Source organism: Aliirhizobium smilacinae (assembly GCF_006335145.1).
GTDB lineage: Bacteria > Pseudomonadota > Alphaproteobacteria > Rhizobiales > Rhizobiaceae > Neorhizobium > Neorhizobium smilacinae.
The window spans coordinates 72505-96593 of the sequence record NZ_VDMN01000011.1; the positions used below are offsets into that span (position 1 = coordinate 72505).

General features: G+C 51.0%; 25 protein-coding genes and 1 pseudogene. 12 read left to right on the plus strand and 14 right to left on the minus strand.

Annotation, left to right across the window (positions count from 1 at the left end; translation table 11 throughout):
- Position 1 precedes the first annotated feature (1 nt).
- The 5 genes from pssA to FHP24_RS27390 form a co-directional block, all read right to left on the minus strand.
- Entirely contained in the window at positions 2–844 is an 843-nt protein-coding gene (gene pssA, locus FHP24_RS27370; RefSeq protein WP_139679418.1) for a CDP-diacylglycerol--serine O-phosphatidyltransferase, read from the minus strand.
- A gap of 25 nt (positions 845–869) precedes the next feature.
- Positions 870–1826, minus strand: a complete 957-nt coding sequence (locus tag FHP24_RS27375) for a UbiA prenyltransferase family protein (RefSeq protein ID WP_139679419.1) — start codon at positions 1824–1826, stop codon at positions 870–872.
- A gap of 50 nt (positions 1827–1876) precedes the next feature.
- Complete coding sequence (locus tag FHP24_RS27380; RefSeq protein ID WP_139679420.1) at positions 1877–2908, minus strand: NAD-dependent epimerase/dehydratase family protein; 1032 nt, start codon at positions 2906–2908, stop codon at positions 1877–1879.
- A 125-nt stretch (positions 2909–3033) separates the two neighbouring features.
- Positions 3034–3633 carry a class I SAM-dependent methyltransferase gene (locus tag FHP24_RS27385; RefSeq protein WP_139679421.1) on the minus strand — a complete coding sequence of 200 codons (600 nt, stop codon included), beginning with the start codon at positions 3631–3633 and terminating at the stop codon, positions 3034–3036.
- The gene (locus tag FHP24_RS27390) at positions 3630–4595 is read right to left on the minus strand and encodes a lysylphosphatidylglycerol synthase transmembrane domain-containing protein (RefSeq protein WP_139679422.1); all 966 of its coding nucleotides are present in this window, start codon (positions 4593–4595) and stop codon (positions 3630–3632) included. Before FHP24_RS27390 ends, FHP24_RS27385 begins: the two co-directional genes overlap by 4 nt.
- A 178-nt stretch (positions 4596–4773) precedes the next feature.
- Between FHP24_RS27390 and FHP24_RS27395 the strand changes: the two genes are divergently transcribed.
- A complete protein-coding gene (locus tag FHP24_RS27395) occupies positions 4774–6483 on the plus strand; it encodes a sulfatase-like hydrolase/transferase (protein WP_139679423.1) in 1710 nt (569 codons plus the stop codon).
- Here the strand turns inward: FHP24_RS27395 and FHP24_RS27400 are convergent.
- Positions 6472–7332 carry a LysR family transcriptional regulator gene (locus FHP24_RS27400; protein ID WP_139679424.1) on the minus strand — a complete coding sequence of 287 codons (861 nt, stop codon included), beginning with the start codon at positions 7330–7332 and terminating at the stop codon, positions 6472–6474. The two genes, FHP24_RS27395 and FHP24_RS27400, sit on opposite strands and share 12 nt — an antisense overlap.
- A gap of 81 nt (positions 7333–7413) precedes the next feature.
- On the opposite strand from FHP24_RS27400, the gene FHP24_RS27405 reads away from it, so the two are divergent.
- Positions 7414–8400: an aldo/keto reductase gene (locus FHP24_RS27405; protein WP_246091971.1), complete on the plus strand. Its 987-nt coding sequence runs from the start codon at positions 7414–7416 to the stop codon at positions 8398–8400.
- Positions 8401–8483: 83 nt separating this feature from the next.
- Positions 8484–8885 (plus strand): diacylglycerol kinase, encoded by a 402-nt coding sequence (locus FHP24_RS27410; protein ID WP_281287476.1) that lies wholly within the window; start codon positions 8484–8486, stop codon positions 8883–8885.
- Here FHP24_RS27410 and FHP24_RS29485 read toward each other — a convergent pair.
- Positions 8779–9198 (minus strand): pentapeptide repeat-containing protein, encoded by a 420-nt coding sequence (locus tag FHP24_RS29485; protein WP_139679426.1) that lies wholly within the window; start codon positions 9196–9198, stop codon positions 8779–8781. The two genes, FHP24_RS27410 and FHP24_RS29485, sit on opposite strands and share 107 nt — an antisense overlap.
- The gene (locus FHP24_RS27420; RefSeq protein ID WP_139679427.1) at positions 9167–9832 is read right to left on the minus strand and encodes a GntR family transcriptional regulator; all 666 of its coding nucleotides are present in this window, start codon (positions 9830–9832) and stop codon (positions 9167–9169) included. The genes FHP24_RS29485 and FHP24_RS27420 overlap by 32 nt, the downstream gene beginning before the upstream one ends.
- Before the next feature lie 807 nt (positions 9833–10639).
- On the opposite strand from FHP24_RS27420, the gene FHP24_RS27425 reads away from it, so the two are divergent.
- Positions 10640–11074 carry a helix-turn-helix domain-containing protein gene (locus tag FHP24_RS27425; protein WP_139679428.1) on the plus strand — a complete coding sequence of 145 codons (435 nt, stop codon included), beginning with the start codon at positions 10640–10642 and terminating at the stop codon, positions 11072–11074.
- Here FHP24_RS27425 and FHP24_RS27430 read toward each other — a convergent pair.
- Genes FHP24_RS27430 through FHP24_RS27445 form a run of 4 tightly spaced genes read right to left on the minus strand, consistent with a single transcriptional unit; the run spans position 11071 to position 15120 of the window.
- Positions 11071–11319, minus strand: a complete 249-nt coding sequence (locus FHP24_RS27430) for a hypothetical protein (RefSeq protein WP_139679429.1) — start codon at positions 11317–11319, stop codon at positions 11071–11073. The two genes, FHP24_RS27425 and FHP24_RS27430, sit on opposite strands and share 4 nt — an antisense overlap.
- Before the next feature lie 30 nt (positions 11320–11349).
- Positions 11350–12459, minus strand: coding sequence for a mandelate racemase/muconate lactonizing enzyme family protein (locus FHP24_RS27435; protein WP_139679430.1), 1110 nt, complete (start codon positions 12457–12459; stop codon positions 11350–11352).
- Positions 12460–12493: 34 nt separating this feature from the next.
- Positions 12494–13828, minus strand: a complete 1335-nt coding sequence (locus tag FHP24_RS27440; protein ID WP_139679431.1) for an MATE family efflux transporter — start codon at positions 13826–13828, stop codon at positions 12494–12496.
- Entirely contained in the window at positions 13828–15120 is a 1293-nt protein-coding gene (locus tag FHP24_RS27445) for an ATP-grasp domain-containing protein (protein ID WP_139679432.1), read from the minus strand. Before FHP24_RS27445 ends, FHP24_RS27440 begins: the two co-directional genes overlap by 1 nt.
- 354 nt (positions 15121–15474) lie before the next feature.
- On the opposite strand from FHP24_RS27445, the gene FHP24_RS27450 reads away from it, so the two are divergent.
- From FHP24_RS27450 to FHP24_RS27460, 3 genes are read left to right on the plus strand one after another with little or no spacing between them, the layout of a single operon-like run.
- A complete protein-coding gene (locus FHP24_RS27450; RefSeq protein ID WP_139679433.1) occupies positions 15475–16242 on the plus strand; it encodes a transporter substrate-binding domain-containing protein in 768 nt (255 codons plus the stop codon).
- A 23-nt stretch (positions 16243–16265) separates the two neighbouring features.
- Complete coding sequence (locus FHP24_RS27455; RefSeq protein ID WP_139679434.1) at positions 16266–16931, plus strand: amino acid ABC transporter permease; 666 nt, start codon at positions 16266–16268, stop codon at positions 16929–16931.
- On the plus strand, positions 16928–17620 hold the full coding sequence (locus FHP24_RS27460) for an ABC transporter permease (protein ID WP_180356153.1): 693 nt from the start codon (positions 16928–16930) through the stop codon (positions 17618–17620). The genes FHP24_RS27455 and FHP24_RS27460 overlap by 4 nt, the downstream gene beginning before the upstream one ends.
- On the opposite strand, the gene FHP24_RS29490 is transcribed toward FHP24_RS27460, so the two are convergent.
- A complete protein-coding gene (locus FHP24_RS29490; protein ID WP_139679436.1) occupies positions 17589–17801 on the minus strand; it encodes a DUF1289 domain-containing protein in 213 nt (70 codons plus the stop codon). The two genes, FHP24_RS27460 and FHP24_RS29490, sit on opposite strands and share 32 nt — an antisense overlap.
- 228 nt (positions 17802–18029) lie before the next feature.
- Between FHP24_RS29490 and FHP24_RS27470 the strand changes: the two genes are divergently transcribed.
- Genes FHP24_RS27470 through FHP24_RS27490 form a run of 5 tightly spaced genes read left to right on the plus strand, consistent with a single transcriptional unit; the run spans position 18030 to position 22940 of the window.
- On the plus strand, positions 18030–19298 hold the full coding sequence (locus tag FHP24_RS27470; protein ID WP_139679437.1) for a B12-binding domain-containing radical SAM protein: 1269 nt from the start codon (positions 18030–18032) through the stop codon (positions 19296–19298).
- A complete protein-coding gene (locus tag FHP24_RS27475) occupies positions 19295–20035 on the plus strand; it encodes a class II aldolase/adducin family protein (RefSeq protein ID WP_139679438.1) in 741 nt (246 codons plus the stop codon). The genes FHP24_RS27470 and FHP24_RS27475 overlap by 4 nt, the downstream gene beginning before the upstream one ends.
- Before the next feature lie 18 nt (positions 20036–20053).
- On the plus strand, positions 20054–21568 hold the full coding sequence (locus FHP24_RS27480; protein WP_139679439.1) for an aldehyde dehydrogenase: 1515 nt from the start codon (positions 20054–20056) through the stop codon (positions 21566–21568).
- Between the two features lie 11 nt (positions 21569–21579).
- A complete protein-coding gene (locus FHP24_RS27485; protein ID WP_139679440.1) occupies positions 21580–22143 on the plus strand; it encodes a cob(I)yrinic acid a,c-diamide adenosyltransferase in 564 nt (187 codons plus the stop codon).
- Between the two features lie 20 nt (positions 22144–22163).
- The gene (locus FHP24_RS27490) at positions 22164–22940 is read left to right on the plus strand and encodes a phosphorylase family protein (protein ID WP_139679441.1); all 777 of its coding nucleotides are present in this window, start codon (positions 22164–22166) and stop codon (positions 22938–22940) included.
- A gap of 754 nt (positions 22941–23694) precedes the next feature.
- Here the strand turns inward: FHP24_RS27490 and FHP24_RS27500 are convergent.
- Positions 23695–23964, minus strand: a pseudogene (locus tag FHP24_RS27500) (transposase); the annotation flags it as partial.
- Between the last annotated feature and the right edge of the window lie 125 nt (positions 23965–24089).

Genomic DNA, 24089 nt, shown 5'->3' on the forward strand with positions numbered 1-24089 from the left:
TTCACGTACCAGGATGCTTCAGGCTATCCCGCCTTCGGCTTGTTCTCATGAGAATGAGGGAGATCGGAACGGATGCAACGTATCCTAAAACTGCAAAAGTAAGGACGCTCCAGTAAGGGAAAAGCAAGAAACAGCCGCCCAGCAGCAGCGTGCCGGCGAGGATCTTCGCCGAGCTTAGACGAGCGGCAATCATTTTTGATGAGATTGTCGGAACAGTCGATACCATCAAGAATGAGGTGGTGATCATCACGAAAGCAGTGCCTAGCCAACTCTGAGACCACGTGGACCCGGAGGAAAAGGTCCACATAAGCGGAAGTAGAGCACACATCGCGCCAGCTGGCGCTGGAACGCCTTGAAAAAACCCAGGGTCCGATTTGGCCTCTAGCTTCGTCAGTGCCGCTGCGTTGAACCGTGCCAAGCGGTACGCACAGCAAAGCACGTAGAAGGCGATTATCGGAAAACCAATCGTTGGCGAGGTCTCCAACCCCCAAATATACACGATAATTCCGGGGGCGATGCCGAAGCTTAGGAAGTCAACGAGTGAGTCAAGCTCCACGCCAAACTGCGAAGCACAATTAAATCGCCGTGCTGCTTGTCCGTCAATGGCGTCGAAGGCAGCGGCCGTAAGCACGAAGAGCACAGCCTGTTCGAACCGTTCGGCCATGGCGCAATTGATAGCGATAAGGCCGCAAAGTGCACTGGCTGACGTCACCAATGTCGGAATGGCGATCGCTGGGACACCAAAAACAGACGGGACAATTCTTCCAGTTGTTTCGCCCGCGTTACTCGGGGGCCGATCGCTTGTTGCCGATTCTGAGGGCGGGATCAGGTTCGGTGATACCATTGAGAAGTCCTTCCTGACAAAGTACTCATACGAAGGGCGATATGGACAGCCAGTAGAATGCTGCTGCCGTCAGCCCGCTCAGCAGTGTGAAGGGATCTCTAATGAAAAAGTCGACGGGATTGTCCCCGGTCGACTCTACATAGATGCCCTGCAAGTACCGGAAGATAAGAGCGGTAACGCTTAGAGCCGAGAGGCAAGTAAATAGGGCGGCTGAACCCGTGGAACTGCGAATGAGATCAATCACATGAAGCCAGAAAAATATGCCAGACGATATGACCGTCGCAGACAGCAATGAGTCTAGGAAGGCAAGATTGTAATGCTGAAGAACGACGCGATGCTTGGCATTCGGATCCGCGGCCTGCGAAAGGATAATTTCCTGACGGCGCTTCCCGACTGAGATGAAAGCACAAAAAAAGAAGACAAACGCCATAAGCTCGTGAGAAACCGCCAATCCAACGACTTCCGTTCCGACAAACACTCTTACGACAAATCCGGCTGCGACGCAAAATATCTCAATTATCGGAATTTTCTTCAGGTAAAAGCTATAAAGGATGTTCAGTAGTAGATAGCTGATCATCATAAAACCTGCGGAGATCGGCAACAAAGCTCCGAGCATGATGGCTAGCAAAAGAAGCGATGCCATCATTCGCAATGCTATGGTGGGTGATATTGCCCCACTGGCAATTGGTCTGTATTTCTTCTTGGGATGAGCGCGGTCACTCTCCGCATCTGCAATGTCATTGATGATATACACAGATGAAGCGAGAAAGCAGAACCCAAAATAGAGAACGATACTATCGATTAGAGCGATCGATCCGGCTCCTGGCGAAAGAATGAGGGGAGCAAAAACGAGAGCATTTTTGGGCCATTGTCTGACGCGTAATAGATTGGCGCCGTCGCGGAGAGCGCTGTTCACAACAGCCGCGCGAGAGGGTAACGGAGGCTTATCGCGTTTAGTCACGCTGCAAATATCGTCTGGCATTTCCGGTAATCCTTGACCCGTTCGTGTCGTGGTAACTGAAATCCAGGCGATTAAAGAACGGTTTTGCCAATTCTGAGCGCCCCTTGCTTCCACAAGGACGTATGGCTGACGCCTGTCTCTTTACTCAGCGAAGGTCGGTTGTCGCAGTACCACCTATAAGTTTCCAGCAAGGCATCCTTGTTCGAATACCGTGCGGAAAAACCGAGTATGTCCTTCGCCTTGGCGGTTTCCACGTAAGATCCTGAAACGAGCTTCAGATACAGGCGCTTATAGACTGGCGATAATCGGGTAGCCTCGAGAGCTTGCAATATGAACGCAGCGGGCCTTAGTGGGAGAGGGATAATCCGCTTGCCGTGACCAGCTGCGTCCAAGACAGCCTGGAAGTCTTCTCGAACAGTAGTGAACTCATGAGCAGCGATGTTGAAAGTGTCGTTAGCGCAGGGGTGTTGCATCGCCAAATCGGTGACGGCACAAAGATCGCTGACATGCAAAAACTGGTAGGGTACTTCCCCTGATCCGACGACCGGGAAATGATGACCTTCGTACGCCCACTCGAAGAGCATCCCGAACAGTCCCAGTCTTCCCGGCCCCAAGAATGCCTTGGGGCGGAGGATCGCCACCTGAAGGCCGATCTGCCTGTATTCTTCGCATGCAAGCTCGGCCTCGATTTTTGCGCTGTTGTAAGCATCGTAAGGCAGGCGCTCGTCTTCTTCTGATGAAGGGACCTTGTCCGGAACGCCGTAAACCGCCGTCGACGAAAGGTGTATGAAACGTTTGACATTAGATGCTAGCGCCTGGTGAAGCAGGGTTTTGGTACCGAGCACGTCGATGGAGAAAATTTCCTCGTTCTTGTAGCTAGGCAATGCAGCAGCAGCATGGATAACGAAATCGACACTCTGCATGGCAATTCGAACATCGTAGAGATTACGGATATCTCCGCGAATTTCGTGAACTTTTGTCGCCAGCATCTGAGGGAGCGGTGCGATATCAAGAGAACGAATGTCGCGATACCCACGATCAAATAAATAGTTGATCATAGCGCGCCCGAAAACACCTGCGCCACCTGTAATAAGAACGGTCATGTCGCGCTCCTTTGCAGCCTCGTGTTTCGAGAGAAGCTTGTAAAGAAACGATATTCAACTATACATTGAACAATATATTATAGAATGTCAGATCAGCGGGAACGCAGTATTTACATCGAGAAAGTCTAGACTGGAAATAGGCAATGTGTGAGATGCGAAAAAGGCCTGCGCGTTATCTTGTAAACAGTTGCAGGGGGCAGGTTTGAGTAGGTTTTACCTACTAGGGAGGCTTTTAAATGAAGACGATCGAGTATGCGGCGAGATACTGGGCAACTACGCCCATAGGTGAACTGATAAAAAGCCCCGCCGGGTTCTAAATGAGCGAAAGTGCCGACTAGAATCTTGACGACCTTGCTTTGAGAGAAGCTTAGAAGAGGCAGTCCACTTATCACGGTCTGCACAATGGCCAGATCGGGGTGACGCCGGTACAGAGCAGCGGCGTCGGAATTGATGACTTGAGCGAGCGGGAAGCGTAACGCAAGCGACCGGGCAAAATCAGGATCGAACTCCACCAAGGCCAAATTTTCTTCGAGCACCCCTCGATCAATGAGTGCGCGAGTGAACACGCCTGTGCCGGGACCCAGTTCAAGTACCCTGCCAGAGCAGCCAGGTACGCCGCTCGTAATGAGGCGAGCAAGGGCTGAGCCTGAAGGGACGATCGCGCCAACGCGAAGGGGAGCGGAGATCCATGCGCGCAGAAACGGTAACGTATCTGAATGGATCATTGGCTCCTCCCCTGCTGAATGTTTTCCATCGATGGTACGTGGCTTCGCCTCTGCAAGAGGAGCCAGAAGATGCCGCCGACCGCTGAAACTGCAAGTTCAGTAAGCCCATAGAGGACTGAGATCGCGAGCGCGTCAGAGGGGCGCATCCCTGTATTGCTCAGTAGGATTATCATTCCCGTCTCCCGCACCCCCCAGCCACCAAAAGACACTGGAATTATTGTGAAAAGGAACACGCCAGGTAGAAGCAGGATCATAGGAATGAAAGGAGCCGGCAACCCGAACGCCTTTGCTACGAGGAGTGCTGCAGTCGCCATTGAGATGTGACCGATACAACACAGAGCTATTAATGCGAGTAAGCGCCTCCGGCCGTGCCAGATGCCTCGCACGCTCTTCAAAAATTGCCTGATCATCTCGCTGAAACGGGCGGGTAGAAACGTCTCTGCCAAATCTACGATCACAGGAAAATTGAAACCCGCTAGGAAACCGACTGTCGACAAGGAAACAATCGCGACTAAAAACATTCCGTCTGTAGCGTATGGTAACGCAAATAAAAGCGCCAACGCGGATAGGGCGAAGAGCGCAGTCGTTCCAATGATCCGATCGATGATGACAGAATGAATCGCCAGCTTTAGAGGAACACCCTCTGATCGCGCCAAAAAAATTAGCATTCCGTCTCCACCAATTGAAGACGGCAGAACCTGATTAAAAAATTGGCTTATCCAAGCGAACGTCATTGCTTTGATGACCGGCAGGCGATGATCAATAGAACCAAGGATACAGTTCCAACGTAGCGCTCTGACAAATATAAATTGCCCTAGCAGCAGCACCACAGAAGCGCACCAGACAAAGATGGAAAACTCTTCCAGATCGATGCGAATTTGCGAAAGATCTACCGATCGTAAAGCTGCAAGGATCAGGGCAGCCGTGATAATCAATTTTAAAACGACTTTAACCGCCATCATATACGACCCACTGACCAAGCTCGCTCGCAAGCAATTCGCGAATAAATCAACAAGAGATTAAGCATGATCTGAAGCAGACTGGCCGATATTGTGCAAAATATTCGACAATATATTATGTCAATCGCCTCAATGCATAATAAAGGGTACCTATGCCGTCGGATCGCGAGGGGTCAGTTTTATGCTCAGGATCATCTTGGCATCGGCCGGGTTGGGTGCTCTTCTGATATTTGCAGATCGTCAAAACCTGACACTTGTCTCCTTTATCTGGAACTACTTAGCGATCTTCTCGATCGTCGCCGTAGGGGTTTTCTTATTTAATCGATTTTGGTTCTCGGTCGCTTTTGCAGTGGTGGAATATCTGTCACTGCTCATAGCCGACCGGGCAAAACTCTATTTCATGGATGATCATCTCCGATGGTCTGACGTGATGAATGTGACCCGGCATTTCAACACGCTTACAGGCTTTCGCCAGTTTATCGAACTGATTGGCCCGTATGTTACCGGATTGATGGATTGGAAAATATTGCTAGGGGGTGCCGCCCTTATAGCCGTCATAAGCGCTTGCTTTCGCTTGGAAGGTCCATACTTCTCACCGCGAGCAGGTATCGCGAGGCCTTGGCGGCGTTTTTCGGCCGCGACGGTCGCCCTGATTGTCGCCTTCGTTGCTGCCTCGATTACCGCGCAACCCATATTGCGAACTGCGTACGCGGAAAAGCTTTCCGCTTCGAGCTATCGTTTCGCCGGAATGCCGATGTTTTTGTTCGCAACGCGGGGAGCCCCACGAAACATCGGATCGTTCTCTGAAGAGGAGAGGCACTATGCGATTGAAGTCAGTGCGAAGGCAAGCGCTGTGCTGCCTGATCATGGGAATTCTGTTTCGCTGCCCGATATAGTGGTCTGGTTTAACGAATCGACGTTCGATCCGAGGGACTTGACGTACTCAGCTTTGGCCCACGGAAAGCTTGGGGATAACGCTGAATCCCAGTTTCCAATGTTCCAGGCAAGCCCCGTGACGATCCAATACGGGACCTTGAACGTCGGAATTTTCGGAGGGAAAAGTTGGAATACAGTCTTCGCTCTTCAGGCTGGTGCACACGTCAGCTGGTTTAGTGACGACACCTATGCGGCGTCTACCTTAGCTGGAAAGCTTAACGATACATTTTTTAAGCGTTTAAAGGTGGCAGGGTACGTTATCGAATCCTTATATGCGCAAGATGGATACCTTTTTGATGCGGCGCGGTCGGAACTCGATTACGGGGCTGATAGGTTCTACGGCACGGAGTTTTTAAACCCATCAGATCAGGAAATCAGACGGGCAACGGATGCCGATGTCGCTGAGGGACTGCGCCGTCTCATGGCGAATCCCAGTACATCCCCCAGGGCCTTTTTCGTTTTTACCAGCGCCAATCACGGCCCCTATCCTTCGCGAACTTTTTACCCCGATGCAGGATCGGTCAGCAAATGGGGTAACCTTCCAAACGGTGTCCTGGATTATCTAAAACGTGTCTCGGAGACCGACCGCGTTGTCAGCAATTTGACACATGATTTGCTCGCACGGGAGCGTCCTACTATTCTCTTGCATCTTGGTGACCATAAGCCCCAGATCCCCGGCGTTCAATTCGCTGAAAGTACCAAGTACCAGACCTATTACCAGCTCTTAGCTAATTTTGATCCTCCGCCATCGATCCGCCCCGGCCGCCAGGACAGTGACATTATGTATGCCGCCTCAAAAATCCTGTATCTCGCGGGGATAGAAGCAGGCCCTCTTTTTGCAGCTAACATGTTTTTGGCGGGCGAGTGCCAGCTTCCTGAATTAAAATGCTCTGAGTCCGCTAAGAAATATCACGGCGGCTACCGCGTGCTTGCGTCTCAGAACCTACGAGAATGATGTTTGTGTAGCTGGGGCAAACAGCGATTTTTGGGATGAGATGAGCTTTGCTATTGCATCAATCGTATCCCGCACCGGGGGTAAGTGGCGTTCTTCCCCGTGTACAGCCAGCCACTGTTCATGAGATAGTTCTTCAATAATTGGACCTGTTCGGATGAGGCTTTCATGAGCGTCACCTACAAAGCACGGCAAGACTGCTTGGCCGGCGCCCGCCAGTACCAAATCCAGCAGGGAGCGAGGATGGGTGACCTCGATCCGAACTCGATCGCGCTTTGCCGCGCGAACCCATTTCGCCGAAGGAGTGTTGATTGTCGTAGATATCCAGTCTTCGGCAGAAGAGCCGTCCGCTCTTGCATATGCCGCAAAATGTACTGTGGCGGTTTTCCGCGTGGCAACGCCCGGTTCTGTGGGCATACGATTTCGGATTCCAATCAAAGTTTCGCGACGACCGATGTTATGGATTTCTTCGGTCGCACTAAACACAAGAGATCGATCGGCGGTCCGGATTTGGGCTATGTTTCGGCTAAGAAACCACGTCATCCACGTACCGGCGGAAATCCTGATGGGGATCGTACTAGCACTGCTCCGCCTATCTCGGACAATATCGAGGATGCGGTCTTCTACAGCTTCTACCTTTGCGAGGAGCTTTCGCGCTGCATCAGTCATCTCGTAGCCTTGAGGCAGCCGTTTAAACAACTCCTCTCCCAAAGCACGTTCAAGGTCGGTGACGTGCCTTCCCAACGTTGCTGCACTTTGGCCCGTATTTTTCGCAGCGGCCGCAAGACTTTTGTGTCGCGCTACAGCGAGAAAAATTCGTAAGTCGGCCCAATCGATGCTCGTTTCATCCATGAATTAAACCTTTCAATTACGCAGGCTGCTCAGTGCCGACGCCTTCTCTAATATCACCCTTAGAAACAGGGAATTGTTGAGATGATGGACATATTGCAAAACGCACCCCGCATAGGAATGGGGTGCTGGGCTATCGGTGGTCATTTCTGGTCAGGCGATATTCCGGTCGGGTATTCCGGCTCGGACGACGATGAATCGATTCGCACGATACATGCTTCATGGGACGCGGGCGTGCGAGTATTCGACACTTCCGCCGTCTATGGAGCGGGACATTCTGAAACCATTTTAGGACGCGCTCTCTCAGGTCGGGCCGATGCAATTATTGTATCTAAATTTGGCCATTCCATCGATCCGGTCACTCGCCAAATGACAGGTCCCAGGTTTGATCCCGAATATATTCGGCGCTCCGTGCATGGTAGCTTGGAAAGATTAAACCGAAGCTGCATCGACGTCATGCTGCTACACCTTAACGAATTGTCCGTCATTGAAGGTGGGCCAGTCTTCGACACGTTGGAAGCTCTCAAGGCTGCCGGTAAAATACGCAGCTATGGTTGGAGCACTGATTTTCCTGAGCGTGTTCGAGCTTTTGCTTCCCGAGCGGGCTTTTCCACCGTCCAGCATTCTATGAATGTCTTCTTTGATGCACCTGCAATGTGCAATACGGCCGAGTCTTACAATCTCGTACAGCTCATTCGCTCACCACTCGGAATGGGGGTTCTTTCAGGTAAATTCTCTGACGGCCGAGTGATCCCTTCTAATGACGTTAGGTCTGCGGACCGTGATTGGCAGGGTTACTTCACGGACGGCCGCCCGAGAGCGGATTTGGTCGCGCAGATGGATGCAATTCGTGACCTTCTAACTTTAGGGGGGCGGACACTTGCTCAAGGCGCGCTTTGCTGGCTCCTCGCTAGGGGTCCTAACGTTTTGCCGATTCCGGGGGCAAAAAATGCCAGGCAGGCGGTCGAAAATGCCGGCGCCTTAGAGTATGGACCTCTCTCTCCGACTGTTATGGCCTACATCGAACAAATTCTGCAACGCCCCCCTGAAGGCGAGCCGCGAGCGCGTTAGGTTCACAGAGAGCTATCATGGATAAGAGCGAGGCATTCAAGAGAAACGGTTTCAGCCATCTTAGGGCATCATTCACGTACTCGATGTCCGGGGCTCGCTACCTTCTTCGTGAGCAAGCAGCGAGACATGAGATTTGGATGGTGATCACCGCATCGATTTCTTTCGGTGTCGTTCGTGCGTCATTTGCTGAACATCTCACCTTGATCGCGCTATTCATACTAGTAGTCTGTGTAGAGGCGATCAACACAGCTGGAGAAGCAATTGTTGATCACGTGTCGCCGGAGATCAGTGAGTTCGCGAAGAGGGTGAAAGATCTTCTGTCATTCGCGGTCTTCTGCACGCTCCTCCTCTTCGGCGGCTTCACTTTGTCGGTGTTGTTTAGCGCGCAAGATCTTCAGCTAGGTATGGACATGTCGAGGGTGTTGCCGGTTGAAACGCCTCCGTCCCCGAACAATTTAGGTCACAGCGATAACCGTCTGGCATAATCGACCCGCAAATTTCTGAACCGACGAAATTTGTCCACTTTAGGTCGGCGCCTGTGAAATCGACCCGTCGCAAAGTAGACATCCTAAAGTCGGCCATCAGAAGGTTAGCGCCTTTAAAGCTGGTAGCATCGAGCGTTCTTGATGAAAAATCAGCAAATCGCGTATCAGTCGGCGAGATGCTTTCTTCTGCGACGCGATGGCCCAAAATCTCTATATTTGGAAGGGCTCCAGCAAGAAGGAGAGCCAAGGCAAGTGACATCGGAAACACGATGCCCTTTTTGCTAAGCTTGCGCAATATATTGAGCCCCCACATGGTTCACGAGCAGCGTTGGGAGGCTATTTCTCATTACATCATGATAATTTAACAGATCCGATTCTTGTGATCGCAGGTCGTGGGATCTGATCGATTGTTGTAGGTGGTCGACAATGCGTATCAGATCAGTAGACGAGCAATCGTCGATGAAAGCTCTCTTTGAAATGAAATAGGTTCGGGCATGTATGTTTTTCACTAGGTTCAACGATATCTGGTTACCCCCGACCAAAACAACCTCTTCGGTAAGATGTACAACCCACTGGCGCTTGTCATCGTTATTTTCTAGCTGCCCCGCGACCATGCTCGCCAGTTCACGAACATGGCGCGCGTCACTTCCGGACACGTTACATTTTTTCAAGCTAGAGGCCACAATAACGGTTAGCAGCTCGTAGAGCTCTCTCAGTTCTCGAAGAGTTGGGGTCTTGCAGAAGTATCCGTGACCATAACGGAAATTGATCAAGTCTTCTCCGTGCAACCGGCTTAAAGCCTCACGTACGGGCGTTGTGCTTACCGTATATCGCTCTGCAAGTTCATTTACGACCAGCCGCTCGTTGAAGCTAAAGTTCTGGAGGGTGATATCATTTTTCAGTTGCAAGTAAACGCGTTCTGTCGGCCCAAGCTTCGGTTGATGCATTCTCAACTCCCAACTAGATATCACCCTCGTTACGCTAGCAAATTGCGAAATAACGGCTGAAGCGATTGCTTCTGCCCATCATTCGATTCCGGGAAAAGGCCTTCCGAACGCAAGGCCCTTTCTACGTCATCTGCTGATGTATTATGAAATTTCATCTGGTCACACCCAAGTGTCGTTAGCTTAGCCAACCTTCTTTGTTCAGCGCGTTGCCTCCATGAGCCAATCTTCATAATCATCGTACTGAGACGCTGGATTATGCCGCACAGGGGCTTTCCGATTATAATTAAATGTCTTTTTCGGTTGCTCATCGCCGTTATCCAGGTCGAAACAGTTGAAGTCGGAGGAGTTCGTCGAACCTCGTTACAGTGGTGGCGTTTTGAAAATGCTACAGCTATAGCGCGCGGATGCCATCCGCCAAAAATGAATGGGGCTTTTCAGTTTGTTACAGTTTTATGACAATGGGCTTTTGAGCGCAGAGAACCGGCTATGCCTTATTAAGGGAAATGCCGTCTGTACCTCTCTAGCTGATCGCATCAAAGGTTGTCTTAACTCGTGCCGGACGATAGCGATCGTGAGCTTCTAATAGAGGCGGCTGTTGCGAAAGGTCCGGGATGATTATTGATGATGACATAGGTCTTCGCGACGCATATCCGGTAGAATAAGCCCAACCGGCCAGCGGCGCAATTTTTGCAGGTATGAACATTTTTTTTGATTATAAGTAAGCGTTTTCGATTGCATGATGCGTCGAATATCGCCTTACCCTACAATGGGCGGCTAGTTTACCATTTTAAAGTTTGGGGAGGTAAGATGAGATCCCAACCTAATAATGTCGATGTTCAGGTTGGTAACGCTATCCGGATTCAGCGAGTGATCAAACGTCTCTCACAGTCCGCCCTCGGGGAACGTGTTGGCATTTCATTTCAGCAGATACAAAAGTACGAGCGAGGGGCTAATCGCGTCTCAGCCAGCATGTTGGTTGACATGGCAAATGCCCTGGAAGTCGATGTTCGAGTTTTTTTCGACGAAGCCGCTCCTCCTAAAAGCGCTATTCTAGCTAACGACAATCAAGTAGTCAGCGAAACATTTAAAGCTTCGCGAGAGGGGATGCTGCTAAATGCGGCATTCTTTTCTATCAAGAATAAAGCGATACGTGAAAAAATACTTCGCCTAGTTCTCTCTTTGGCCGGTAAAACAGTTGAAGACGGCGATAAGGAGGAAATAGAAGGCTTTGCACCTAACTAATATTGCGCTCCTTTAGTGAAGTCATCGTGAGCTTGAGCGAATGTTTCTTTCCGTCGCAAAATGGACGCGAGTTCCATTTCACTAAGTTTTAATGGATCAATACCTTCCCAATCCACTACCAGCTGCAGCAAAGCTATATTCGCAAGGTTCTCTATGTCTGGTAGGCGTTGCAGCGACGCCTCGCTTTTAGTGGCGTTGATTAATTTGTATAAGCGGAGAAAACGTTCTGAATTGGCGCTACTCATGGAACCGATCCATCATAAATTGGAGATTTCTCAATATTCTGCGATGAGAGTATTTTGGATTTTCGTCTCATCAATCGAAGCACCTAGTCCTGGCGCATCGGGAAGATGCAGAATTCCCCCGGAGGACTGATCGAACTCCATTCCTCCTTTGACAGGGTCGAGGGAGTGGATAAGCGAGGAATCCAGGTCGATGTACCTGACATTAGGGCGAGCCATTGCAAAATGGGCGGCTGCTGTGAGGCCGAGCCTCGTTTCCCCGAAGCAACCTACCATACAGATGACATTTGAGGCGGAAGCAATCGTTTCAATTTTGAGAGCGTGGTGGATACCACCGCATTTCCCGAGCTTGATGTTAATCACGTCCGCGGCGCGTGCATTAACGACTACGAGCGCTTCATGAATATCGAATACAGACTCGTCGAGAGCGATTGGGACCGTTAGTTGACGCCGCAACTGAGCATGACCTTCTACATCCCAATAGGGCAAAGGCTGCTCGCAAAATTCCAGATCTTGATTGCCCATCTCTTGAATGTTGCGACACGCAGCCGAATGGTTCCAGGCTTGGTTGCTGTCGATCCGAAGTTTCCGCGATTCGCCAATAATTTTACGCACAGCCTGGACATGACTAACGTCTTCGAAACCTTTTCTGCCAGTCTTGAGCTTCACGGTCTCAAATCCCTGCTGCACGGCCAACTGGGCTTCAGCAGTCGTTTCCTCAACCGAGCTCAAAATGCCGATCGTGTAATCAGTTCTGAGTTCTCTTCTTTGCCCCCCGAAAAGACGAAACAACGGCATTTGGGCGAGCTTCCCCAGGATGTCATAGAGCGCGATATCGAACGCGCATCTAGTGGAAGCGTGTCCCCGAAACATTTGCTGGAATTCGTTGAGAAGCGCATCAATTTCCGTTGCATCGCGCCCAATGAGCGATGATGCGAACGTCCTAGCTGCTGCCAAACAACCAGCCTGCGTCTCGCCCGTCAATGACGGATAGGGGCTCCCCTCCCCCCATCCGTAGACACCACCTTGTATCTCGATTTTGACGAAAATATTCGACGCGGCAGACCGGGCTCCCTTAGAGATAGCCACTTGATGGGTGAAGGGGATATCGACAGCGAAAATGGCGACACGTTCAATTCTCAAAACAGCACCTTTCTAGGTATATGACGGGCAAATATCATCTTGTGTTGATGGAGAAGCGGTGGATTGTCAGGGCGGCCACGACCGCGAGGCCGAGTCCAAATCCGATCCAGACGCCATAGAGACCGAAGCCCACGAACCGACCGAGAAGCAGCGCGCAGGCGACACCAACCAGCCAGTATCCTGTAACCGCGCATGCCAGCGCAGTTCGGGTTAAGGCAAGACCCCGCAGAAGGCTCATGCCGGTGCCTTGCAGGGTGTCCAACAGGTGCACAGCAGCTACGACAAAAATAATGAAGCGCAGAGGAGAATAGAGGAACTGTTCTCCGAGGTAGTACAGGAACAACCTGTCTGCGAAGAGCATCACGGCAGCTGCGACAAGAGCCCCTGAGCCCAATCCCACGACTATACTTGAGATGCCAATAGCCCGTGCCTCGTGGTTGTCATTGCTACCCATGGCGCGAGAGATGAGGATGGTCGTTGCTTGGCCCAGACCTAGTGGAATCGCGAAAGCGACACTTATAATCTGCAAGGCAATCCCGTGAACGGCGAGAGCTTCCTCTCCGAAGGTTCCGGCAATCAGACCTAAGATGGCCATAAAGCCAGATTCCAAAACGACAGCAAGTCCAATCGGTACTCCTATCGCTAAAATCTTACTGACGGCAGCTTTGTCGATCCCAAGGCTGGAAACTCCTATTTTACGCCTGTTTAGAAGCACAAAGCCTGACAAGCCGATCGCCAAAGTCCACTGTGCTAGGGCGAGTGCGGTAGCCCCTCCTTGCAGCCCGATGTTGAGGCATGGCCCACAATCGCGGGTTAGCAAGAGCCCGACTGAGACTTCCAACGCGACGGCTACAATTCCGAGTGGGAGTAATATAGAGGTCATGGAGCGGGCCGAGGCAAAGCTACGGAATGTCCAGAATAAATAGTTTGCCGGAAGACTCAACGAGACAATTGAGAGGTAAACCATTGTATATTTTGATACACCATCAGATTGACCGAGTACCGGCAAGAGGTATCCGGCGAGGTGTATCAGTGTGATCGCAGCCGGTGCGATTATTACTATGCAGACCACAGCGGGAATGATGGTTTTATCATGAGATATTTCGCTCTTTGAGCCGAGCTGTTTTGCCACAACAATGCCGACGGCCTGCATGACTCCCGTTCCAAAAACCACGAATGGCATATAAATCGCCTGCGCAAGCGCGACCGCTGCTACCTCTTTCTGCGTGAAGTTCGCCATGAGAAACAGCGGTATTGCATTCACCAGCAACAAGACAAACTGGGACGAGACCAGTGGCCCTGCGAGTTGGACTGTCTTATGTGCTGCCTGAATGACATCGGGACGGGACAGATTGGAGGTGGTGACCATTACTCGACCGCTCCACTGGTGCTAGCGTCAGCGATTTCAAAGATCGTCTGCTCCAGCCGCCTGACTTCTTTCAAATCGATGTCCAACTGCTCGACGTCAGCGTGGATGAGGTGGATGTCACCCGGCGATGAAATGAGGTCTGTCGTGCGAGAAATGGTGTCTCCTTTTTTCAAATACATTCGGGCATAATGGAAAGATCGAAGCTTCCTGATCTCTGAAAGGTCTGGATCGGTGATCAAGGTCCCTGTTTGCCTCGAAATCATCGCTACCAGCCTGGCATTCTTGATTAGCGTGTAGGGTGTTAGTCGCTTTTGGAATGCAAACGGATCGGTGTATGCCAACACAGTGAGTTCGAGCTGGCCATGCCCGGTACAAATGGAAACAATTCGGGGGACGCCGCTACCAACCATCCGAGCCCCCGTTTCTATCAATACTGGGCCATTAGATGTGACGAAAAGTTCCGTATGTGCTGCACCATATCGGATCCCGAGTGCGGCCAGTACTTCAACGCTGTAGGCGATCAACTCCTCTTGGATATCTCCTTCGTATGGAAGAAGCTCTGCGTAGTCATAGGCAATGCTCCTCCCTTTTTCGTGCAGCCGGCGGGAGTGCCACATGTCAGTAACGACATGTCGACCGTCACAACTTACTGTATTAACAACATACTGTTCGCCAGTGATTAGCTTTTGAACCAATGCGTAGTCGTTTATATTACCAAGCACATTTTGCTTGCCGACCAAGGCCACGACAGCCTCTCTCAGTTCCCGACCATTGTGGCAGATGAAAATCGAGTCTGACCCAGCGCTAGCTATTGGTTTGGCAACGACGGGATAAGTATGCTCCTCAGCCCAAGCCACGGCTTCGTCCGGATGTTGCACTTTGACTTGAGGGATAGCACGAAGGCCCGCAAGGCGGATTTCCTCCTGCATACGGAACTTGTCACGCCTCGCTCCGACCTTCCGGGGATCGTTTGACATTAACGAAAGCCTAGTTGCGAGAGCATCGGCCAAATCGACGCCTGACTCAGCCCCCGGGACGATGGCGAAGGGGTGCATTGCTGCGAGAGCGGCAACAGTTTCCTCAAAATCGGTATTCACAAGAACGCTTTTGAAGAATTCCGGCTTCTCGGAGCCTACGAATAGCGGTGGTGTCGCCTGGCTTGTTTGAACATGAACGCACTCGAAGCCCTCTTTAGAAAAAGCCTCAGCGAGCGCGTTAGCAGATGAATAGGCGTCGACGATCACCACCGGCCTATTGTTCGTCTCGAACTGTAAATTGGAAGGGGATTGCATTTTGTGGGTCCTAAGCTGACTGAATTGCGAACAAAAGGCGAGGATTGCCTGATCAGTTTCACGATGTCGGGATTAGGGGAGCGAACGGCTTTCCGCAGAAGGCGGAAGTTGGTGCCGGCGGCAAGGGCCGCGTCGCTGATACACACACTCAACCAGCAGTACGATTTTGTCAACCGGTAGGCAAAAAAAATAGATCGGAGCGCGCAGCGGGATGAAGGTGATTGCGTCAAACGAAAAGACAACCTCAAGGAATCTTTCTGCTACTCAGGAAATTTTGTCTGGCGGAATTGCGCGCATTGATCGAATATGGCGATGGAAATACGAGAAATTTTGCAAACATTTGGAGCAGACTGAATGCGTAAAGCTATCGCAATATCGTTATTCGTGTGCGTGCTGGGAACTTTGTTTTCGGTAAATGCAAGCCTAGGTAGTGATCGGCCCTTAAGGATCGGTGTGGAGGGCGCGCTTGCTCCATTCAATTATACGGATCCGTCGGGGAAAGTGGTTGGTTTTGATGTTGAACTTACCGACGCCATTCTGGATGCTTCCGGACTCACTGGAGAATGGATTAGGCAGGATTGGGATGGCTTAATCCCCGGGATCATTGCCGGAAAGTTCGACATCGTCTCCGCAACCGTGTCAATCACTGAGGAACGTAAGAAAAGAGTAGACTTCACCGATCCGCTGTATCGAACATCTATTCGCTTCGTCGCCGCAAAGGGTGCTTTTCTTGACGATAGAAATAGCACGTTGCGGGGCAAGCGTCTCGGGGCACAGCGGGCAACGGTCTCTTCGGCCCACTTGCAGAAGCACTATCCGGATTCGGAAGTAGTTTTATATGACACCCAGGATGCGCTGAGGCTGGATTTGATAGCAGGCCGTATTGATGCGCTTATAGCAGATCAAATTGCGACTGAAGATAGCTTTCTCAAGAAGCCCGAGGGAACCGGCTACGAATTCTTCGGAAGCGTAATAAAGCCAGATGATGGTATCGGTATCGTTTTGCCAAAAGGGCATGACGAACTGATGCAAAGACTGAATTCAGGAATCGCTACGATTCGGTCGAATGGGAAATTTGATCAAATATCCGAAAAATATTTCGGTGATACCGACCTCCGTTGATATTGATCGGGGAGGCTAGACTTATGGAAAATGCCCTAGCGTATGGACCGCAAGTTCTTCAAGGGCTTCTTTACACAGTTCTTTTGACGGTTTGTACTGTGCCTTTCGCGGTGATGGTGGGTGTGACCTTTGCCGCTTTCTCGCTAGCCAAATCGAGACTCTTGAACAGGGTGGCGCGTGTCTACGCAGGCCTGTTCCGGTCGATACCAGAGTTAGTGATCCTATTGTTTTTCTACTATGGTTTATCAAACGTTGTCTCAACCATACTGATGAAGCCCGTGGAATTTTCGCCCTTCACGACAGGTGTCGTAGCCCTCTCTCTGATCTCTGGATCGTACACGGCTGAGGTTTTGCGCGGTGCAGTCCAAGCCGTTTCTCTAGGTCAAACTGAGGCTGCATTGTCGCTCGGTTTTCGACCAATTGCAGCATGGATAAAGATTATTCTCCCGCAAGCATACAAGATGGCTATCGCGCCCCTCACAAATGTATTGCTTATCCTTATTAAGGACACAGCTCTCGCGTCGGTTGTAGGAATTGAAGAGTTGTTAAGAAAATCATCCATCGCGGCCGGATCGACCCATTCCCCCTTTATATTTTTCGGAGGTGCCGCTGCAATTTACCTAGTAGCTTCTATCCCCATCCTAGTATGGCAAGAGAAAGCCGAAAAAAAATCCGAGGTTGCGATATGAACCTCGATATACCGCTTATGCTGGAAAGCATACCGTCCCTTTATAGCGCGGCTATAGTGACCATCAAACTCACAGTTCTTTCGTCTTTCTTTGGCTTATTGCTTGGCGCTATTCTAAGTCTCCTTAGGTACTCTCACTCATCCGCTCTCAGGCGCTTTGCGGCAACCTACAGCCTCATATTTCGCGGCACTCCGCTGATTGTTCAGCTTTTCATTATTTATTACGGTCTCGCTCAGGCTTCAGCTTTGCGAGAAAGCCCCTTGTGGATCGTATTCAAAGATCCCGTTCGCTGCGCGGTGATTGCTCTTGGACTAAACTCGGCCGCGTATACGTCCGAGATCATCCGGGCGGCGGTTAATTCAGTTCCAAAGGGACAATGGGAAGCCGCCAAGGTCCTCGGTCTGGGCCAGTTTTTAGTATTCAGATTGGTCGTCGCACCCCAAGCCCTAAGATTTGCGCTACCTTCTTACGGCAACGAAATAATCATGCTCATGAAAGGCACTGCTCTCGCGTCGACAATTTCACTCTTCGACCTGACCGGCAGAGCCAAGACTCTAGTTGCCGAAACGTATGCTCCGTACGAAATCTTTATATTGGTCGCATTGATCTACCTCTTGCTGGGGCTTGCACTGCAATCCCTTGTCAAATGGGGAGAGGCTAAGGTTCGTCTCCCTTCCCCAAGCGGTTGATGGCATCAAGCCTGCTAGGTAGCTTCCTGATGATTTTGGCTTGAGCCTCCACCCCGAGGCTACCCCACGCTGCGATCTCCGCCATCGTCCGGCCGCACCCTATGCAGCTACCCAACTCTACGTGGATTTTGCATAGACGGATGCATGGTGATTTGACCGTGTTTGGCACGAAGTTACTCATTCAACCCTATCCCCCGCTTAAACAACGTCCTGCAAAAGTCGATGCGGACTATAACATAGCGCGATGGCTCGCAATGGTTGGTTCCATCCCTATTTTTAGCGGAATGATTCACCTGGGTTGTATTTTCGTCATTGACGGTTGATATTGTCACCCAGACAACCAGATGGGCGGTCGCAGCGGCCTCCTCTCTTTCGCTGATTTCCGTGTCTAGTGCAGGAGTGTCTTCGAATGGATTTCGTCACAAATCGCGTGCAAGCGCTTGAGATTGGGTTTTGCCAATTCAGCAACAAGCTGCTTTCCACATCGAACAGCGAAATATCGTCAAAGCTATATCGGAAGTGTTATCCGAATATGCCGGGGTATTTCTTTAATGAGCACCTTTTAGAGCTGCCCTACTGGATTAATATTGTTGTCGGTATGGTCGATGACGATTGTCAAAAAAGACTTATAATTATTGAAGACGTAGAAAAGGCGATCGACGAGATACGCAGACGAGATTTTGACTTCGTCTTTTTTTCAGTGATGAATGTCAATGAGAGCTTCGTTTTGGATATCGTTCGTCAGTGCCCACGAACGAAATTCCTTCTTGGTGGGTATACCGATTCCACGAAGTTTTCCGACTGCTCAAATGTCGTGTATTTCTCATCTGTATTTGACATCGCAAACGTGCCCGGCCTTCCGGTTGACGTCACCAGGCCCCCTGACTACAGCTTGTTTGCGGATGGGACGCTTTGGATGCCCCGCATAACGCTGAGCACAGGTTGTAAGCACAAGTGCAGATTTTGCGCAGTGCCGCGAGTCCTTTCGGAAATCGATGACAAAGGCGTTATGGATCAGGCACGTGCCCTGAAGGGCCTGAATTTTCACTTGATCTATTTGGACGACAAGACTTTTGGTCAAGCTTCAAATTACCGACTCCTCGCGCCAGTGTTTGAGGAAGTGAAGAAGTTTAATCCCGAATTTCTCGGGTTCGTTATCCAAACCACCGCGACGACGCTGACCATGAAAGGCGGCCGAATGTTGCAGGAGTTTATGGACGAACTCCACGTCAAATATATCGAAGTCGGTGTCGAGACATGCGATGACGACCTTCTAGCTGAGTTGATCAAACCCCATCGCTTAAAGCACGTACTAGAGGTTTGCGAAGGTATTCGAGCCTTTAATGCGTCCAAGCCTGGTAGTTCCGCAGCGCGAACACATGATGACGGCCGTGTTGGGTTTATTCCAAACATTCTGTTCGGGATAAAAGGTGACACCTATGAGAAAACCATTTCGTTTATTCGCGAAAATAGGGACATCATCTCCACTATCAACTTCGCTAATATATCGTCTTATCCGGGCAAAAGGGGTGATGACTTTCTTCCGTACGAAGGTCCCGATGATGGCGACGACTATTCCTTCAACAAATCATGGCTCGATCCCGAGCAGGTAGAGCGAGGGAAACGCGCGCTTGAAACCATAATGCAAGACTTCGGCGTGGAAGTGCGGATCAGATGACGGGGTACGCGGTAGCACGAACAGATTTACACCGGCAGCTCGCCGCAGTTCACAGAATATGTGCTCGGCTTGATTTGCACGAAGCGATCGACGGCCACATTAGCATGCGGCTTGAAGATGATAAGCAGATGCTGGTTTCTCCCTACCCGCTTCACTGGAGCGAGGTGACAGCTTCAAGCATACCAACGCTTGACCTGACGAATGGCGATGTCGTGGCGGGGGACTATGCGCTGGATCGGCCTACGTGGTGCGTGCATTCTGGACTGCAGAGGCTTCATCCGAGGCATCGTTGCTTTCTCCATGTCCATAGCCCCTATGCGACCGCCATTTCTTGCAGGAAAGACGGCCGCCTACTTCCCATACATCAGCATTTGATCGGGCTTTATAATGACATAGCCTATTACGACGACTACGAGGGGGAGGTTATCACGGAAGAATACGGCGAACGGCTAGCTAGAGCGATGGGTGAGAAATCAATTGTGTTCCTAGCTAATCACGGAGTGGTGACAGGAGGGCTTACACCCGCAAAGGCGTTCAAGAGGCTGTATTATCTGGAGCGCGCTTGCAAATTCCAGATCCTTGCTGAATCCGGGAATGCGACCCTCAAATTTCTCGAAAAATCGGTTGTTGAAGCCTTCTCGTCAGAGCCGGATTCCGAGGCGTGGGGCCACGACGATAACTTTCTTGCCGCTTGGATGCGAATATTGGATCGAGAAAGCCCGGAGTACGCTTCGTAGCGGGAGGAAGGACTTACCATGGACACGACATCTATCGCAGGGACAGTCACTAATTATCGCCATATCGCAGATCGCTTGAGCATCGAGACGCGCGCTTTTATCGACGGCAATTATACTTGGAGCGTGTCTGGTGCGACCTACGGCTGCGTGAGCCCCGTAGATGGCCGGACTATTGCCCAGATTGCTCGATGCAATGCACATGATGTCGACCTAGCGGTTCAAAGCGCCAGACGTTCCTTTGACAGTGGGAGCTGGAGCCGCATGAGCCTGTCAGACCGGAAATCCACGCTACTGCGTTTCGCTACGCTTGTTGAAGACAGTTTGGTCGAGCTAGCCACTCTCGAGAGTATAGACACAGGCAAGCCAATCCGTGACGCGCTAAGCTTTGACATACCATCGACCGCAAAGACGATCCGGTGGTACGCAGAAAGTATCGACAAAATATACGGTGACGTAGCTCCAACCGATTCTAACATTCTTGCGCTTGTGACCCGCGAGGCCGTTGGGGTTGTGGGCTGCATCGTGCCTTGGAACTTCCCTGCTTATATGGCTGCTGTGAAATTTGCTCCCGCGTTGGCCTGTGGCAACAGCGTAATTTTGAAGCCAGCGGAGCAATCTCCGCTGACGGCTATCAAGCTTGCAGAAATCGCCACGGCAGCCGGCATTCCGCGGGGCGTGTTTAATGTGTTGCCGGGGTTTGGCGATGAAGTAGGCCAACCGATAGCTATGCACATGGATGTCGATTGCGTGGCTTTTACTGGATCAACAGCAGTCGGCAAGCTCCTAATTCAAGCAGCGGGTTTGTCGAATATGAAGAGGGTTCAGATCGAAGCAGGTGGCAAAAGTGCGCACATCGTCCTAGCGGACGTTCGCGATCTGGATGAGGCTGCAGCTTCAGTCGTAGACAACATTTTTTTCAACGCGGGGCAAATATGCGACGCGGGTTCCCGCTTGATTGTGGATGAATCTATAAAGACGTCCCTTATGCAAAAGATTGTAGATCTGACATCGAAGCTGAGATTGGGCGATCCCTTGGACCCCAACGTGGATTTTGGGGCAATCATCGATGATAGGCAGCGGGATCAGGTTGTTGCCTATATCGCATCCGGTCAAACGGAAGGCGCCTCCCTTCTGTACGGCGGAAAAATCGCCCACCATGTCCCAAGCGGATTTTATGTTGAGCCTACGATCCTCGACGGGGTCACAAATGATATGAAAGTTGCTCGCGAGGAAATATTTGGTCCGGTTCTGAGTGTACTCACTTGCCGTGGGCTTGATGAAGCAATCAAAATCTCAAATTGCTCGATATATGGTCTTGCGGCAGGCATATGGACATCAAATTTTGATGATGCGGTGATCGCTTCGAAACGCCTCCGTGCCGGTTCAGTATTCATCAATAACTATAGCGGAAGCGATCTTACCGTTCCTTTCGGTGGCTTCAAACAATCGGGAGTTGGCAGAGATAAATCGTTAAAGGCGCTGGATCACTATACCGAGTTAAAGACCATCTGGGCGAACGTACGATCATTTTAATAGGATCCGGCATGGTAAAACTTACGAAAATTTATACCCGAGGCGGCGACAAGGGCCAGACCAGTTTAGGTAACTCGGCGCGGGTACCAAAAAACGATAGGCGCGTTGCTGCATACGGCACAGTTGACGAGGTCAACTCAATAATTGGTGTTGCTCGACTGAATGTAAGTGATGAAGTGGACATCGCACTCGCGCGCATTCAAAACGATCTTTTTGATCTTGGTGCAGATCTTTGTACACCTGAAGCCGAAAATCCGAAGTATCCCCCATTGCGCATTTCAAAGTCCCAGATCGTGCGGCTTGAATTAGAAATTGATGAAATAAATCGACATCTTTCGCCATTGAATTCCTTTATCCTGCCCGGCGGGACGCCAGCTTCTGCTTATCTGCATCTCGCGCGAACTGTCGCTCGCCGCGCTGAACGCGATATCGTTGAGTTGAGCCAAAACGAAAATGTCAGCGATTTGTGTACTCAGTATATGAACCGGCTTTCGGACTATCTGTTTGTGTTGGCGAGGAAGTGCAACTCTGATGGCGTGAGTGACGTATTATGGGTGCCCGGCGCTAATCGGTAGCGGGATGCTAGAGAGGCGTGATGCTTAAAGAGTTGAATGGCAGCGATTGGCTTAAGCTACTGGATATACCCCCAAAAATGGTCCCGTCCGCTCTGATTTTGAGAGGAACGAGAAATTTGAGCCGTCATTACATGCGCTACGCGGCCCACTTCTCCGAGATCTTCGAGGTGGGATCGCCGACAGGATTTCTTGAGGACGTCTTCATTGGAAGATTTAAAGGCCATCTAATCGGATACGCATCTGTCTACGGAGGCTCAATGGCCTCAGAAATTGTGCATATATTTGGTGAAATGGGAACTAAGGCCGTAATACAAACCGGTTGCTGTGGTGCCCTCAATCGCAACTTAAGACTTGGGGATAAAATATACGCCGAGAGTGCGTATAGCGGTGAAGGGGTTGCTCAATATTATTCCGATAAGGTCGAGTTTCGCGAGAACATCATAGGCGTAAACTCCACAGAGATTTTTCAAGACTCTATATATTCTGCGCGTGTTTTCACCACGGCCGCCTTGATGGCTGAAGGCCGCGAGGAAGTCGCAGAATGGCACTCTCGGGGATTTGATGCCGTTGATATGGAAACGGCTGCCGTGTTCGCAGTTGCAGAAACGTTTAATATGCGAAAGGGGTCCCTTCTGTTCGTTTCAGACTTACCGTATACGGATCAGGGGCTCCTTCATGTGAGCGAAGCGGATGGTTTACTTGAGACTGCTGACGATGAAATCGTCATGCTAAGTCTACAGATTGTCGAGAGAATGCTTGAGATTTCCCGCGAGGAGACGCATCTCCGTAGCATCTAAGGGAAGACCAGGTTGAAAGGAGCAGTGCGTAAGCGATGTACGCCTCGGTCAGACCAACACGGAAATAATTCCGTTCCCTTAATGAAATGCCCCGTCAAGACGCTATACAGAAATCTACTGTGCCGCCTGGTCGTGGCCGACAGCGTGGGGTTGCTATCCACGCACTTCTCAATTCCCTCCTCATCGAGCGGCCTGAATGGTAACCGGAGCAAATCCGGTGGCAGGAGGGATTCCTGTTTTGTGGAAATCATGATTCACTCCATTTATGACGAAGCGCCGCCTGCCCATGGCCGAGCATGCCGATACGCTGTCGCTGAAGGCGCTGCGCGAACTTGTGACTGGTCTGGTGGCGCGGGCTGATCGGGCAGACATCCGGATCGAAAAGCTCGAGGCGGAAAATCAAAAGCTGCGCGCCGAGAATGACCAGCTCAGGATCGAGAACACCCGACTGAAAGTCGACAACCAGCTCCTGCGCGATGAGATCGCGCGGCTGAAGAACCTGCCGCCACGTCCCCCGTTCAGACCATCGGGGATGGAAAATGCAACCAGCGACAGGACGGTTGGCAGCAAGGGGAAGCCTACGCGGCGGCGCGGCCCTAAAGGCGACACGGATAGCGTCACGCGTGAAGAGGTTCTGCTGGTCGCGGCTCCGCCCGGATCGCGCTTTAAGGGCTACAAGGATTGCATGCTTCGCGATCTGGTCCTGCGGGCTGGTAATCCCCCCGTTCTTAACGGGACTCCGAAGTAGAATTAACGCGGCCATTTTGAGTTTCTGGGCGGGTGTGATGTCGCCGATGCCCATATTGGGCCGTTCGTTGTTGTAGGTCCATAGCCACAGCGTGGCGAATTCCTGCGCCTCCTCAATGCTTTCGATGATGTATTGATCAAGCCATTCATGTCTGACGGTGCGGTTGTAGCGCTCGACATAGGCATTCTGTTGCGGCTTTCCGGGCTGAATGTGGCTCAAGGCAATTCCTTGCTTTTCGGCCCATTCCATCAGTTTGCCGCTGATATACTCAGGTCCGTAACACCTTCGGAAGTTTGCGTTGAATGAGGCTTTGACCAGTTGCGTAGCCCCTATCAGGCGAAGCAGGTGGTCATAGCCGGGCCTCAGGTCTCACAGTGGTTTTGCGAAGCCACACTGTAAAA